At 40.6% G+C, this 15,937-nt stretch carries 13 protein-coding genes; 7 read left to right on the top strand and 6 right to left on the bottom strand.

The genetic code is table 11. From position 1 onward, the window contains the following. The first annotated feature begins 9 nt into the window (after positions 1–9). Positions 10–384: a response regulator gene (locus FCU45_RS02230; RefSeq protein WP_137011836.1), complete on the top strand. Its 375-nt coding sequence runs from the start codon at positions 10–12 to the stop codon at positions 382–384. A gap of 14 nt (positions 385–398) precedes the next feature. Here FCU45_RS02230 and lon read toward each other — a convergent pair whose 3' ends face one another. Together lon and FCU45_RS02220 are read right to left on the bottom strand one after the other, a co-directional pair. Further along, positions 399–2,810, bottom strand: coding sequence for an endopeptidase La (gene lon, locus FCU45_RS02225; protein WP_137011834.1), 2,412 nt, complete (start codon positions 2,808–2,810; stop codon positions 399–401). After that, positions 2,797–3,552, bottom strand: a complete 756-nt coding sequence (locus tag FCU45_RS02220) for an outer membrane protein assembly factor BamD (protein WP_137011832.1) — start codon at positions 3,550–3,552, stop codon at positions 2,797–2,799. The genes lon and FCU45_RS02220 overlap by 14 nt, the downstream gene beginning before the upstream one ends. 125 nt (positions 3,553–3,677) lie before the next feature. Between FCU45_RS02220 and fliW the strand changes: the two genes are divergently transcribed. The 6 genes from fliW to hpf all read left to right on the top strand — a co-directional run bounded on the left by fliW (position 3,678) and on the right by hpf (position 10,212). Continuing rightward, positions 3,678–4,058, top strand: a complete 381-nt coding sequence (gene fliW / locus FCU45_RS02215) for a flagellar assembly protein FliW (RefSeq protein ID WP_137011830.1) — start codon at positions 3,678–3,680, stop codon at positions 4,056–4,058. 141 nt (positions 4,059–4,199) lie between these two features. Continuing rightward, on the top strand, positions 4,200–7,649 hold the full coding sequence (locus FCU45_RS02210; protein WP_137011828.1) for an Ig-like domain-containing protein: 3,450 nt from the start codon (positions 4,200–4,202) through the stop codon (positions 7,647–7,649). Beyond that, complete coding sequence (locus FCU45_RS02205) at positions 7,643–8,260, top strand: type II secretion system protein (RefSeq protein ID WP_137011826.1); 618 nt, start codon at positions 7,643–7,645, stop codon at positions 8,258–8,260. Before FCU45_RS02210 ends, FCU45_RS02205 begins: the two co-directional genes overlap by 7 nt. Next, on the top strand, positions 8,260–9,150 hold the full coding sequence (locus tag FCU45_RS02200) for a type II secretion system protein (RefSeq protein WP_137011824.1): 891 nt from the start codon (positions 8,260–8,262) through the stop codon (positions 9,148–9,150). The genes FCU45_RS02205 and FCU45_RS02200 overlap by 1 nt, the downstream gene beginning before the upstream one ends. Next, the gene (locus FCU45_RS02195) at positions 9,126–9,605 is read left to right on the top strand and encodes a hypothetical protein (RefSeq protein WP_137011822.1); all 480 of its coding nucleotides are present in this window, start codon (positions 9,126–9,128) and stop codon (positions 9,603–9,605) included. Before FCU45_RS02200 ends, FCU45_RS02195 begins: the two co-directional genes overlap by 25 nt. A gap of 64 nt (positions 9,606–9,669) precedes the next feature. After that, positions 9,670–10,212 carry a ribosome hibernation-promoting factor, HPF/YfiA family gene (gene hpf, locus FCU45_RS02190; protein WP_137011820.1) on the top strand — a complete coding sequence of 181 codons (543 nt, stop codon included), beginning with the start codon at positions 9,670–9,672 and terminating at the stop codon, positions 10,210–10,212. Between the two features lie 87 nt (positions 10,213–10,299). On the opposite strand, the gene recG is transcribed toward hpf, so the two are convergent. The 4 genes from recG to FCU45_RS02170 form a co-directional block, all read right to left on the bottom strand. Beyond that, complete coding sequence (recG, locus tag FCU45_RS02185) at positions 10,300–12,093, bottom strand: ATP-dependent DNA helicase RecG (protein ID WP_137011818.1); 1,794 nt, start codon at positions 12,091–12,093, stop codon at positions 10,300–10,302. A 75-nt stretch (positions 12,094–12,168) separates the two neighbouring features. Then, positions 12,169–13,407: a M16 family metallopeptidase gene (locus FCU45_RS02180; RefSeq protein WP_170175815.1), complete on the bottom strand. Its 1,239-nt coding sequence runs from the start codon at positions 13,405–13,407 to the stop codon at positions 12,169–12,171. A gap of 46 nt (positions 13,408–13,453) precedes the next feature. After that, a complete protein-coding gene (locus tag FCU45_RS02175) occupies positions 13,454–14,503 on the bottom strand; it encodes a dehypoxanthine futalosine cyclase (RefSeq protein WP_137011814.1) in 1,050 nt (349 codons plus the stop codon). A gap of 112 nt (positions 14,504–14,615) precedes the next feature. Continuing rightward, positions 14,616–15,935, bottom strand: coding sequence for a TolC family protein (locus tag FCU45_RS02170; RefSeq protein WP_137011812.1), 1,320 nt, complete (start codon positions 15,933–15,935; stop codon positions 14,616–14,618). Between the last annotated feature and the right edge of the window lie 2 nt (positions 15,936–15,937).

Genomic DNA, 15,937 nt, shown 5'->3' with positions numbered 1-15,937 from the left:
GGTAAAAAGATGTCAAAAGAATTAGTAGTATTAGCAGTAGATGACGATATGATCAACCTTAAACTTCTTAAATCGATGCTTATGAAGAACCCTAATGTTAAAGAGGTAGTAGAAGCAAAAAATGGAGCTGATGCGATCGGGCACCTAAAGGCAAGAAGCGATATAAATCTTATACTCTTAGATATTATTATGCCCGTTATGAACGGCTTGGAGATGCTAAAAGTTGTTCGCTCAGATGAAAATATAGAACAGGTTCCGATAATTGTGCTTACTACCGATGAGACGAAAAAAACTGAAGCCTTAGAGCTTGGAGCGAACGGCTTTTTAATGAAGCCGATCAGAAACAACGACTTAACTGAAAAAATAAACTCTATCGTAATCTAAATATAAAGAGAGGTTTACACTAAAACGTGTTTTAAAACCTCTTCTACTCTACTCACAGCGATTATCTCAAGAGAGTCTCTGACCTCCTGCGGAATATCTTCTAGATCTCTCTCATAATTTTTCACAGGAATAAGAACCTTGCTCATGTCAGCCTTATGTGCTGCAATAAGTTTCTCTCTAAGTCCGCCTATCGGCAGTACATCTCCGCTAAGAGAAACCTCTCCCGTCATGGCAATTTCCGAACGCACTTTTTTTGAACTGAGTATCGAGGATATAACACTTACCATCGCTATGCCGGCACTCGGTCCATCTTTTGGAGTAGCACCGTCAGGAACGTGAATATGGAGATCATATCGCTTATACACCTCGCTAGGATCCATTTCCGTTTTTTCTTCTCTCTCTTTGATCGTCAAAGGAATATTTTTAACGTCTATCTTTAATTTTTTCGTATCTATTAACGTTTTTACGACGCTGTACGCAATTAGTGCAGACTCTTTCATAACATCGCCGAGGCTTCCGGTAAGCTGCATGCCACCTTTGCCTTTTATGCGAATACTCTCAAGCTTTAAGACATCACCGCCGACCGCAGTCCATGCCAAACCGTTTACAACTCCTACGACAGGGACTCTTGTAGTTTTTTCAATCTCAAAAACAGTTTTATCAAAATACTCTTTTAGATTTTTAAGGGTAAGTGAGACTTTGCTTACCTCAGGATGTTCCAGTATCTCACGTGCCACTTTTCTTGACATATTGGCAAGGCGGTGGCGAAGATTACGCACGCCCGCTTCACGCGTATAGCTGTGAATAAGCTCTTTTAGTGCAGGCTTTGATATGCTGACCTCAGACTTTTTAAGTCCATGCTTTTTAAGCTCCTGCGGGATCAGATATCTTGATGCGATCTCATACTTCTCCTGCGGCGTATATGAACTTATGGTAATAAACTCCATTCTGTCACGCAGAGGTGCGGGAATCCTGCCTACATCGTTTGCCGTAGCTATAAAGATAACTTTTGAGAGGTCGATGTTGAAGTTTAAGTAGTAATCTCTAAACTCCTTGTTCTGCTCAGGATCTAGTATCTCCAAAAGTGCGGCAGTAGGGTCGCCTCTTCCTGTTTTTGCAACTTTGTCGATCTCATCTAGGACTACCACAGGGTTCATTTTTTTAGCATCTATAATGCCTTGAACTATGCGCCCCGGCATTGCACCGACATATGTTCTTCTGTGCCCCCTTAGCTCGTTCACATCTTCAAGCCCGCCAAGTGCGATCCTGATAAGCGGGCGTTTGAGTGCTTCTGCGATAGAGTTTGCTAGAGAGGTCTTTCCTACACCGGGAGGTCCCGAGAAACAGATGATCGCACCGGAGTTGCTCTTTATGCCTCTAAGCTCCATAAGCTCTTTTACCGCAAAAAATTCCGTTATTCTCTGCTTAGGCTTCTCTAGTGAGAAGTGATCACGATCTAGCTGATTTTGTACGTCACTTATATGTAGTTTCTTTTTGCTCTCATCCCCAAAAGGTATCTCCAAAGCCCAATCAAGATATGTCTGCGTCATAGAGGCATCGGAAGAGTCAGGGTGCATACGTGAAAATCTGTCTATCTGCTTGCCTATCTCTTTATAGGCTTCTTCGCTCATCTTCTCTTTTTTAGCCTCAAGCTTTTTGCGATACTCCTCGATCTCTTCATCTCTTGAAGTGTCCGTTCCAAGCTCTTTTTGTATCTGCTTTAACTGCTCTTTTAAGAAGTACTCTTTATTTACCTTCTCTATATGGCTGTGTACTTTAGAGCGAATCTCTTTTTGGAGTTTATTCGCCTCTATCTCGTCAATAAGATACTCAATGAGGTCTAAAAACCTCTTCTCCGTGTTTGACTCTACAAAAAGATTATAGGCCTGCTCTTTTTTAAGTTTTACCGTACTGCAGATAAGGTCGATTATTCTGTTATGGTCGTGATTCTCCTCTATAGTTCTTAGCAGATCGGGAGGAAAGTAGTTGCTCACACCGGCAAGAGTTCTTACCTTTTCACGTACAACTTCTAAGATAGCATCTATCTTTAGAGAGTTTACGTTTGTAGCATTAATAACCTCAACATGCGCTATAAGCGGGTTATCAGATACTTTATAAGCAACCTTTGCACGTGCAAGACCTTGAAAAAGAACCTTAACTCTTCCGTCTGGAAGTGCAACTTTTCTCATAATTGAGCCTACAACACCAGCACTGTAAAGAGATTCAAAATCTCTCTCTCCCTCATGGGATGGCTTTGTAGAACAGACAATTACCAAAGAGCTCTCTTCTATAGCCTTTGTAGCGGCTTTTATATTGCTCTCATCACTTAAAAAAAGCGGTGAGATCATAAACGGGTATAAAAAGAGCTCATCCTCTGCTATTATAGGAATATCAGCAGGAAATTCACTATAATCACTTAGTTTCATTACTCTCTCCTTGAACATCTTCCTCGGATATAGAATTTCTCGATACCACACTTTTTGTATCAGGTATCATAAAGTCGTACCAACTTGAAGTGCCGTCCCCCTCAAACCAAGCTCTGTACCAAGGAGCCACCGCTCTGTCAACCTCTGAAGAGGCGATCCACGGCTGCGGGTTTATGCTTCTGTAGTACTCTGCGCTCTTTGGCTTGTCTAGCCTCTCGTAGAGGTCTGTTATCTCCTCATTTAAAACATATTGAGCAAGATAGAGACGCACAAGCATTGTATTTACAACTTCAGCGTACATTGAACCAGGATAATTGAGCTTAAATCTCTCACCCTCGACAATAGCATCATCTATAAGTGCCTGATCACGTCTTGGATGCGGAAGTGCTTTATACTTTGCTTTTATCTTTAAAAACTCCGCCTCCTCTTTTTCATTAGGCGTCGCATATCTCTTTATATACTCATCTAAAAAATACTCACTTAAGAGGTACTCTTCATGCTGCATGTGGGCAAGTGCCAGTATCATTGTAGCTTCAGGCAGAAGCGGTGAGCCGATGTGCTCTCCTTGAAGTGAGCTGTAGTAAGAGTCCGCTCTCTCAAGGTCTCCGTTTGAGACGCTTTGCGTAATCTTTGAGTACCAATACATGGCAGGCTTGTTATACTCTTCGATCTCTTTTGAACAACCTGTAAAAAGAAGCGTCATTGAGAGTAGTGCGAGCATTGCGTAAGTTTTAAATTTCATTAAATTTTTTCCTAGTTATAGATAGGTTGATATTTTATCTAAAAGATATATAACACTCATTAAACTAGGTATATTTTATGCTTAAAGTGCTACAATTAACAAAAAAGTAAGCGAAAAGGTTTTTTATGAAATTTGATATTTGCGTCCCAATTTTAGGCTTTGAAGATTTAAAAGAGGTAACTTTGGAGAAGATCGACGATATTTTTATGAAGATGAAGTCCATAGATGAAGAAAACATCTCCTTTACTCTTATTGATCCTTTTGTTCTAAGAGAGTACGACTTTGAAGTTCCTGAGAATATCCAAGAGATGTTAGAGATAGACAAAAACTCAAACCTGATCATTTTAAACACTGTCTTGATCCAGACCCCGATAGAAAACTCCGTAGTAAACTTTATAGGTCCAATGATCTTCAATACAGACAACAACAGAGCTGCACAAGTCATTATAAGCGACTCAAAAGAGTACGGTGTGTGCGAGAAGATATCCGATTTTTTAAAAAAATAACCACACCTTGAAATATTAAAAACCATTTAACCGCGACGGCTATCTCTTAGCCTAGCTAAAATAATTAAGCGCTTATTAAGTAGAATTGGTAGTATAATGTAAGATTAGTAAGTAGGCTTATGCTTTTGCCTGGAGGACCCAATGAATCTATTTCGCTCTTTTTTAATTGTTTTGTTTTTTACGTTTTCGCTAATTGCTGATACATATGGCAATTATGTTGTCAGCCTAACGAGTACCGGATATACTCAAACAAATTTAGTTGTTAAACAAAATGATATTGATCAGTTTACAATTTCGATAATAGAGAGCGGTTATTTTTCTGCTGAACTATCTGGAAACTCAACTGTAAAATTTGATGTCAGTACAACAAGTATGCCTGATAAAACAACACATACATTAACATCATTTGGTCCTCTCTTTTATAATGCAGGTCAAACAATCTATTTGAGTTCTAGTGCACCTGGTGAAGTATCAAACCAGACTTATACATTAACACTAACTCTTAATGTTGGTAACCAAATTCCAGTGGCTGTTGATGACGCTGCAGAGACAGACGGCGTAAATCCCACAATAATTGATGTATTACTAAACGATTATGACCTTGATGGAACTTTAAACAAAGCCTCAATTGTAGCCACTGATCCGGTGGATGGAAGCATAACCATTGATTATGTAAACGGCACTATAACATATACTCCTCCATCCCCTTTTGACGGAACAGATAGTTTTACATATACCGTTGAGGACAACGAAGGTACAATCTCTAATGTTGCAACCGTTAGCATAGGGTATCCCATACCTATTGCGTACGACAGATATTACTCTGTTGCTCCTACAGACACATTAGTTGCCAGCCTTATTTCAGACTATCCATATGGTACTTACTACACGGAAAACAATATTACTGTTCTTTCAAATACTACACCAAGTGTCGGCAATTTATCACCAAACCCTATTTTAGCTGACGGGAATTTTACATATACATATACAGGCTCAGAAGTTACTGATGTTGATTATTTTACATATAGAGTTACAAATGAATATGGTATAGATTCAAATGAGGCTAATGTTACAATTTTTATAAATAGTTATTGTGCCGACGCAATACCTCTTCTTGAAACGGATGACAACTGTAGCAATGAGGACACAGCTTTTGTGGAGGAGTCCAGCCCAAATGGCGTAACTTCTGTTGATGGGCAATATTACAAAATTACTGTTTATGAGGATGGCTATCTGGATGTAAACCTTACAAATACAGAGATGAGTGATGACAAACTCATACTCTACTATGACTTTGGAGACAACTGTCCTACTATTTTCAGCAAAGGCACGACAAGTCAGTTAGACTCAGGATATCGCAGTGAAACTGCCACTATACCGGTTTATGCAGACCCGACACAGCCTGATGGAAAAAGAGTCTATTATCTTGGCTTGCTAGGAACATCAAAAACCAATGCTACTCCGTACAGTGTTGATCTCACTTTTCACTCTAAATATTGCGGAGGTGGTACTTATATACCTCCAGCAACTTCAGGCAGTGTAGGAATTAACGAGGTAGGATTTGATTATGATTCAAACAAAAGTATTACTACTAAAATAATCAACAAAGAGTTTTACCTTCATGCTTCCTATCTTGACCCGCTAGGAAATGTAGCAACTTATGATGGTCAATACTCAGACAAGCCAAACGACACAGTAGATATGACTGTTATTTTAGAGCATGCTGATGGAGTCTCTTGCACAGATGCAAAATATCTTGGACAAGGCATAATTCGCCATGGGGAAGAAGACACTGATATTGGAGCACTTACTATAGACAGAGCTTATAGAGACAGAAGAGCTAAAATTACATCTTATGACTGGGGAGCGCTTCTTGAAAATGCAGATGGCTTAAACTGTAATACCAGTTCACTTGAGAGCTCTCTTTGTTTGGTTCCTGCCTGCTTTAACAATGTACAAAACATTCTCTCTGTCTTTCCTCCCGCATTTCAAGACAATGTTATGAGATGTATCTATGGCGATGGAACACCTGGTACCTCTGCTCCATGTGACTCAAATGCATACAATGGAAACTGTGGTGGACGTATAAGAACTATTTCGCCTTCAGAGTACAACACCGACTTTGGATGCGCAATGTGTCTAGCTGATGCTATGCAAGGAGATCTATGTTCTGAGGACAATTTTGCAATCCGTCCAAATGATTTTAACACTACGATGCTGCCGGACCCTTTTAAGGCAGGAGAAGCGGTTCCGCTTACTATTTATGCCGAAGATTACACAGGAGCGGCATCACTTGATTACAACGAAACTGAAGGCTCATCATTTGCAGTTGATATCAATATAACAGACCCGTCAAAAACATGTGAAGAGATGAGCATAAACTTTACTCCTCCTGTTGATTTTACAAATGGAGATGCTTCCGGCAACTACGCTTTAAATAATGTTGGAGAATTCAATCTTACAATGCAGGAAAGAGCAGGATTTGAATTTGCAGTTGTTGATGCAGACGATACTACTGATGCTGATAGATTGATAGAGCCGTTTGTAACACAGATAAGAGTTATTCCTCACCACTTTGGGATAGAAGGCGGCTTGGAGAACGGCTCAAACGGTTTTACATACCTCTCAAACTTTGAGCGCTTTCCAAATGATGCTGATCGCAATATCTCAGCGTCTTTTGATGTCAACATCTCTGCGAAGACCCTTACAAATACGGTTACAAGCAATTACACTGCCGAGTGTTACGCAAAAGACGGCAATATGAAACTCACTTTGGCAGATGCGATCAATAAAGACAACCCTGAAACAGACTCGCTGACCAAACTGCTCTGGTACCATTATACCCCTGATGACAACGGCTCAATTCCGCTAGTACTTGGAACAACTGAGTATAATCTACCTTTTTCAAGTACACAGTTTGACAGCAACGATACTAACGGCACGGCAGAGTTTAACTACAAAATAAATTTCGATAGAAATACAAGCAAAGTCGTAAACCCTTTTGCAGTCGTCGTAAATGAGATCAACGCAACAGACACAGACAATGTAAGCGGCGTAAATGTCGGAGGCAATGCTACATTTGTTTACGGTCGCACACATGCCTCAAGACAGAGATACAATACTCCTCTTAATAATCCGGCAAATATATATTTTGAAGCTTACTGCTTTGGAACAGGCTGTAGTGACAAATCTTTGCTTCCAAACGGCATCAACTCAACAAGGACAGATGATGCAAGATGGTATGTTATTCCCACTCCTTTTCATGCTACACCGACTGACGGTGCGGTGGGCATAGTTGTTCAAAAAGGCGGAACAAATATAGATGATATCGTAGATGCAACAGACAACCCACTTGGAAATCCATCTGTAACAATTCTTGATTATGATGAAAGCAAAGATTATCCGTACAAAACCACTATGCAAAATGAAGCATCTCCATGGCTCATCTACAACGAAAGCGACCCGTTTGCCACCAGAAACGAGTTCCAAGTGGAGTTTGACGACACAGGAGACTGGACGGGTGAGCACAATACGAGCACTACCACAAAAATTCCAGATACAGCAACAACAAATAGGAGAATCATGTGGTAAAAAGAAAATCCGCTCTTCGCAGAGCCGCTTTTACAATGATAGAGCTTATCTTTGCTATCGTGATTATCTCTATTGCCGTTATGTCTCTTCCTGTGATGATGCAAGTTACATCAAAAGGAATAGAGGACAACATAGTCCAAGAAGCCATCTTTGCCGCTTCTGCTGAACTTATGGGAGCTACATCGTACTATTGGGATTTAAACTCTATGCAAGACAACGCTCTTAGTCGTCTTTCTAGAGTTATTGAAGTTAATGGCGCATGTAATGCTGATAGATTAAGACCCGGTCATGTAAATCAGCCTTATCACAGAAGATGTTTAGACAGCAATACTACTGGGCTTGCAAATACGACAGATACTACTTTTCCCAACCTTAACAATGCGGTTGATGCTACTGTTGGCGATCTGTTTGACACTAGTGCTGCAGAAGCTGCAGGATACAAGCAGGAGTACCAGAGCCAAGTCATTGTCACACAAGCAGCAACAGATAGCAATATAAAAGTACTTACTGCCTCAGTATATGATTCAGCAACACCTCCAAAGCTTCTTACGGTACTAAAAATATACAGCGCAAACATCGGCGAAATAGACTACTACAAGAGGAGATTTTAATGCGTAGAGCTGCCTTTACTCTTCTGGAGCTTATATTTGTCATAGTCATAATGGGAATCTTGGCAAAATTTGGCATTGAGCTTCTCTCTCAAGCGTATAAAAGTTTTATATTTTCAAGTGTCAACAACAGACTCCAGTCTCAAAGTACAGCTGCTGTTGAGACCATTGCTTCAAGACTTCAGTACCGCATAAAAGACTCTATTATTGCAAAAAAGAGCGCCGCCGACTATAAAGCTTTGGCAAGTTCTGATTATGGAGATACTGCAACAATTTTAGAGTGGGTAGCAACTGACATTGACGGTTTTCGCGGAAACAGTGCTGTTCTGCCGCACTGGAGCGGAATAATCGATTTGAGAGATCCTAACAGCAATGAAAATACTTTAGTCTCTCCAAACACTGACACTGCAGAGTTGGATACTCTTATAAGCACACTCTCTAGCGCCAATAGCGGAATTGATAATGCCGCGATCTACTTTGTAGGTTCAGACAGTGATATCTACACGGGCTATGGATGGGGAGGGGCTATAACTACCCAAGATGTTGCTATGCACCCCATAAGAAGCAACGGCGTTGTAGACCAGTTTGTACCGACAAACGGAGCAACAGGGGCCGATAACAACTTTACAGGGACTGATGTTTATGAGTACTACCAGCTTGCATGGACTGCCAATGCTGTTGTGCATACTCCGGCTGATGGGAACTTGACTCTTTACTATGACTACCAACCGTGGGAAGGCGAGAGCTATACAGATGGAAAAAAAGCGCTTATTATGAAGGATGTAGATACTTTTAGATTTAGAGCTGCAGGTTCGATTGTAAAGATTCAAGTGTGCGTAAAAACTGATTTGATGGAGGATTATTCGTTATGCAAAGAAAAAACAGTATTTTAAAAACCAATCCTCGCAAGAAGCGCTCAGGCTTTGCCATGATAATGGCAATAGCCGTTATTGTGGTCATCTCTACCATTATGGCTCTCTCTCTTTCTCTTACCACAGAGACGACAAAAAGAACGGTTGACCTCTACCTTTATGAGCAAGCTGAGTTGGTAGCAAAAAGCGCAGTAGAATTAACTCTGTTAGAGATTGCAAAGAGAGACCCTGTCACAAACTGCTTAAACACATATACTGCACTTCCTTTTGATATCAACATCACTAGTATTTTTGATGTAAATGTCAGTGTGCAATATGTTTTTACTAACAATGTTGGCGGATGCGATATGTATATTAACAATATTAACACTCCTGAACAAAACGGTTCTGTATTGATGGATGTTGTCGTTTCAACAAAAACAGATATCACAACCGAACCTATCCGCTACTTTAGAAGAACTATTCAAAAGCTCTAAATTGTGGCTATTCTAAACCATTTAATGATATAATAATTTACAATTACAATCAAAAGGATTTACTATGAATATATCATTAACTGGGAGACATGTGGAGCTTACAGAGCCTATAAAAGCGCACATGAATGCATCAATAGAAACACTTAGCAAATACAATATGGACATCATCTCTGTAAACCTGATCGCAACAAGCCAGACTAAAAAAGGCAAGCCTCTATCTGTCATAGAGTTTGTTATAAATTTGGCACATAAAAACTCTATAGTTATCAAACAGAGTGATGAAGATCTCTACGCTGCTATTGACTTGGCAACAGCAAGAGCGCAAAAAGCACTCCGCCGCATGCATGACAAAGACAACCACCATCACAAAGACGGCATAAACGAAGCAAAAAATGAAGCAGGTAATGGTATAGACCTACATGAAGCAAGCGAAGCTATGGAAGATGAGATAGTTCCGGTTGAGCTTACTCTATACAAACCGCGTGAAGTAGAAGATGTCTTAAATGATATAAAAGAGAATAAGAAACTATTTGAGATCTTCATAGACAACGACGGAAAAACAAGAGTTCTCTACAAGAGAAATGACGGAAAGTTCGGACTATACTAATCTATAGTCCCGCAAAGAGAGTCAATCTCTTTGCTGCGCTCCAAGCCGCTGAGGCTACTAAAGCTTTGCTTCTAAGAAGCAAGAATTTTAATTCAATGTATCCTCTTTTACACTTTTTACTATCTCTTCATCTTCTGCCAAATCGACCCACTTAAACTGACTTCCACTTTGATTATGCCCTTTTAACAGATCTCCGCCTTTTCTAAACTTCAAATCCAAGTTCGCAATATCAAAACCGCTTGTTGTCTGCACAAATCTATCCAGACGCTCAGATGAGTTTTGGTTCGTATATAAAAAACAGTGCCCCTTAAGACCTGTGCGGCTTACACGCCCACGAAGCTGATGCAGGGTCGAGAGTCCCAACCTCTCGGCTCCGACAATAATGACCGTGCTAAGGCGAGGCAGAGAGATGCCGACCTCTACGACCGTAGTGGCTATAAGAATATCTCCATTTTTGCTAAATTCAAGCAATATCTCCTCTTTCTCTTTGTCCTTTCCGTGAGTGACAAAGACATTGGAAAATCTGCTCTCCCAAAACCCTCTTGCCTCATCGATGCTCTGATACTCCAAAACTTCGCTCTGCTCTACCAGCGGGTAGACAAGCAGGACTTGATTGCCTCTTTGTACCTCATCTTTTATATGCTCCAAAAGCTCTTTAAAATCACTTTTATGTATTACTCTGCTTGTTATATCTTTTACGAACGGCGTGGAGGTTATAAGTGAGACATCTATGTGCGCCGTCTCTATCATAGCCTGTGTTCTTGGTATTGGGGTGGCAGAGAACTGTAAAAAATGGGGTTTTCTCTCTCCTGAGCCAACCAACTTCTCAAGCAGATTTCTCTGAGCCGTTCCAAAACGGTGCTGCTCATCTACCATGACAAGAGAGGCACATGGGAGCTCTCTGTAAAGCAGAGCGTGAGTGCCTACTATAAAATCATACTCATCCAGATCTATGGCTTTTGTTTTGTTTGTGACAAGCGCTATTCTCATCATGGGAAGAAACTTTTTAGCCTCCTCATAGAGCTGGTTTGCAAGTATGGTCGTAGGCGCCATCAGAATTGAGCGATTTGGAAGCATCATAAGTGCAGATGCCAAGATGACCATTGTTTTACCGCTGCCTACATCTCCGACCACCATCCGTCTGGCAGAGAACTCTTTGCTGAAGTCTGCTTTTATATCTTCTATGGTTTTAAGCTGTTCATCTGTCAAATAAAACGGAAGAGTTGATGCCCACTCTTTGTAATCCCTAGGAGAAGAGGTCATTGCTTTGAAGTATCTTCTTTTGTTTGAGAGCTGCTTCATATAGCTGAATAGTTCGCTATATTTAAGAGCGTAAAGCGTTTTAGCATCCAAATCTCTTAAATTTGGTGTTGTGTGTGTGGGAAAATGAAGCCTTAAAAGTTCCTCTGCGATCTCCTCTTTAAGCCCCTCTGAGAGAAGGTTCTCTTTTGTTAGAGCGCTTTTCATAAGCCGAAGCATAACGTCACTTCTAAGCGGTGATTTGTACTTCGGAGTGATCTCGCCGATGTTGGTTACTTTTTTTGGCATACTGATAGTGCAAAAACCGCCTTTGCACTCAACCATTCCGTAGTAGTAATCTCTCTCGCCTACTTTGAACTGATGCATCATATATGGTTTTGGACGGAACATCACGCCTGTAATAGTGTGTCCGAAATTGTGTGCAAAGAGGGTTATCTGAAGTGAATTTGGAGCTCTATAAACGGACTCTACCGTCGCATCTATAAGCTGCATAGCGTGGATTTGAAGTTTATCGCCAACTCTTAGATCTTCGTAAGAGCTAGGTACCATAAGAGCAAGCTCTATATAACTGCTCAACCCAAGTTTTTTAAACTTCTCTTCTTGCTCTTTTGTAATCTTCATCTTCAATCCTCGCTACTGTTATAATAGCGATTTTATATAGAGCTTCGGCAAAATATTGCAAAATGCAATATGATTTTACTTGGTTACTATCGAAAAACTCATATCTAAGATCTCTTTGTGCTCTTTAATAAACTCGTTTAGATCTTTTAGCTTCAATTTTTCTATCTTTTCAAGCTCTCTAAAAGAGTGCCCGATCTCATGACCATTGTAAAACTCCATAAAGGTTCTGTGAAGTCTCTGACTCATGGTCTCTACTCTTAGCGGCTCGCTTCCAAGAAGAAACTTCTTAGTCTGCTCAAGCTCCTCTTTTGTAACGCCGTTTTTTACGAAATCCTCTACAACATACTTTACCGTCTCTTTGGCATCTTCAAGAGATTCAAGTTTTGTCTGCAGATAGCCGCTCATAAATGAGCTTGATCTTGTAACATCAAGCCTAGCATAAGCCGAGTAAGCAAGCCCTTTTTTCACTCTGATCTCTTCCATAAGCCTTGAACCAAAACCGCCTGCTCCGAGTATAAAAACGGCAACTCTCGCTTTGTAATAATCCTCTGACTCTACGCTTATGTTATATGGTGAGCCAAAGTAGATGTAAGCCTGCTGTGTCTCTTTTAAAAGTACTTTCTCTTTAGCATCTTTAGAGGCTTCATACCTTGTCAGTTCATTTGATCTGCCCTTAGCAAGCATCTCAATTATTTTTACTATCTTCTCTCTGCTCGTCTCAAGGTCGATATCGCCGCCGATCGCAACAATGAGCTTTGAAGCTACTAGGTTTTTTGAAAGAAACTCTTTTACATCTTTTAACTCTATACTCTTTACGCTCTCAATCGTTCCAGCAGATGGATTTGCAAGCACGCTGCCCTCAAAGAGAAGCGCTTTTAGCTCGTTTGACGCAATGTAGTCAAAGTCATTCTCTTTTCTTGCAAGAGAGCCTAAAGTGGTTGTTTTTACCTTCTTAATACTCTCTTCGCTTAGATTTGGATCGCTCAGCAGCATCCCGAAATACTTAAGACCTTCGTCAAGCTCCTCTTTTAAACAGCTAAGTTCCAGAACAAAAGTCTCTTTGCCGGTTGAAGCAGAAATATGGATTGCTCTGCTCTCTAGTGCTTCGGCAAACTTGCTTGAACCAAGCTTTTTTGTTCCCTCGTTCATCACTCTTGAGCTAAACTTCGCCAACCCCGCTTTTGTGCCATCCGCTACGCTTCCGCTGTTTTTGAAAATAAACTGCATAGTCACCAGAGGAAGTCTTTTATCCTCTTCAAAAATCAGAGGAATTTTCGAACTCTTTACTTTTATCTCATCTATTGTCGCTGCCATCATTATATTTCCTAAAATCAGTAGTATTAAAGCTATTTTCTTCATTCTATGCAAATTTCTCTAAGATCTCATACGCCGTATTTCGCACGGCAGGTATCTCGCCCACGTCTCTTATGAGGTGCACCATCTCGCTCTTTGCCATCTTATACGCTGCTCCGGCAGAGCTTACGACATTCTCTTCCATCATGGTTGAACCCAGGTCGTTTGCACCGAACATCAGAGCCATCTGTCCGATATATGGACCCTGTGTCACCCATGAACTTTGGATATTAGGCACGTTGTCAAGGTAGAGCCTGGCAACTGCAAGAAGTCTTAAGTAGCGGTTTGAAGATGGTTTATCCATATCTGGAATAAGACGGAGAAGTTCTGTATTTTGCCCTTGAAAACTCCACATAATAAAAGCGCGAAAACCGCCCGTCTCATCTTGAAGCCTGCGCACCATATCAAAATGCTCTATAATGTCCTCATCGCTCTCAACAGTTCCGTACATCATCGTAGCCGTTGACATAATGCCGAGTTTATGAGCTTTTCTGTGAATATCTATCCAGACCTCAGAGTCAATTTTTTTAGGAGCGATAATATCACGAACTTTGTCGCTAAGTATCTCAGCCCCAGCTCCTGGGATAGAAGCCAGACCTTTTGCGTGAAGTCTCTCTAAAACCTCTTCCACGCTAATACGCGAGACCTTGGCTATAAAATCTATCTCAATGGAGCTAAAACCGTGAATGGTAATTGTAGGGTATTTTGTATGAATATGCCCGACCAAATCCTCATACCACTCTATTTTGAGTTTTGGATGCACGCCGCCTTGAAAAAGTATCTGCGTACCGCCTATCTCAAGCAGTTCGTCTATCTTTGCGTCTATCTCATCAAACGTCAAAACGTAAGCATCCGCATCTTTTTCATGTCTGTAAAATGCGCAAAATTTACAGTCCACCCAGCAGATGTTAGTATAGTTGATGTTTCTATCCACCACAAAAGTGGTAATATTATCAGGGTGCAGCTCTTTTTTGCGTGCAGTCGCCATCCGTCCAAGCTCTTTTAAATCTGCATTTTGTATGAGATGAAGAGCCTCTTCTTTTGTCAATCTTTTCATTTCCAACCGTTTCTCTTTTTAGTGATTGGATTTTACCCTTTTTTTAAAAACAAAGCGATTATGAGATGAACATTTACAGCCTACGCCCTAGATAGGTTTAGAATGAAGAAATCTAAAGCGTCTCGCCTTTTGCTACTTTTAAAGCAAACTGAGCTTTGTTGTAATCACTAATTGCCTTTAGATAGTCAATTTTGGATTGCAAATAAAATTGCTGTACCTGAAAGACTTCAAATGGCTTTGCTGTTCCTTGTTTTTGGCGCTCTATACTTTGGTTTAATGCCTCTTTTGTACTGTTTAACGCCTCTTTGGATAGAGTGATTTTCTCTTTTCCTATCTCTATATCTTGAGTAGCATTAGAGAGCTCTTCGTTAATCTGTGCATCCATTTGTTGCAGTTTTACCCGCTCTGTCTGGATTTTTGCATTGTATTTCTCTTCGCTTGAACGATAAAGAAGTTCTCCCAGCGGTATATTCCATAACAAAGAGAGATTTAAACCCTGTGTCGGGTAGAGCTGTTTAGAGCCTTGGTTTAGCGCCACCGGCGTCATATCGCCACGCAAACTTCCAAAATAGGAAGTATAGGTATCGATGCTTAACTCAGGCATCCAAATACCCTCGGTAATACTTTTTTTTTCTTTTTGCAATGATAGAATCGAGGAGTCTATAGCTTTTATTTCCGCTCTATTTGTATATGCAATATCACTGTTTATGTCCGATATTGTCTGGAAATCTAATGGAAGCAGAAGCTCTTCGCCGATAGAGAGCTTGACACTGTTTTTAAGATGAAGAAGTCGTACCAACTCTGCCGATTTGCGCTCGTAAGCAGACTGTGCATTTATCATCTCCAATTTCAGATGTGCATGATTGCCTTTAGCTAGCAGTAGTTCTGACTGATAGCGCAGCCCTGCTTCCACCTGAATCGCTATCTGCTGCATGAGTGTGTCGGATTGCTCCGCTAAATTTTTATATGCTTTGTATTTTAACTGCTCATATGCCATATCATAGTAAGCATTTACGCATGACAATAACACTTGGTTCTTTTCGGCTATGCTCTCAAAAGAGTGAGTTCTAACATTTAATTGTGCCGCCTTGGTTTTATAGATGCCATCGGCAAAATTGAGTCTCATTTTTACTCCTACTCCACCCCAAAGATTATCACTATCGACATCGGTATAAAAGCTGCCGTTACCGTTCATAGCAGCTCCCCACAACTGCTGGGTTTTTACCCCTGCATAAATATTTGGCAACCACCACTCTTTGGCTTTTTCTAAACTCTTCAACGCCTCTTCTTGTTTAGCTTGAAACTCTTTGATGGTAAGGTTATTTGCACCGCCTAACTCTAAGACGCTCTGCAAATCAATAGGCATTACCTCAGAAGCACAAAGTAATGCGCTAAAAAGAGTACAAATAAGGGTAAATTTCACTGTTTTCATAC

Origin of the sequence: Sulfurimonas crateris (assembly GCF_005217605.1) — a bacterium.
Taxonomy (GTDB): domain Bacteria; phylum Campylobacterota; class Campylobacteria; order Campylobacterales; family Sulfurimonadaceae; genus Sulfurimonas; species Sulfurimonas crateris.
This window is presented reverse-complemented; position numbering and strand designations above follow the sequence as displayed.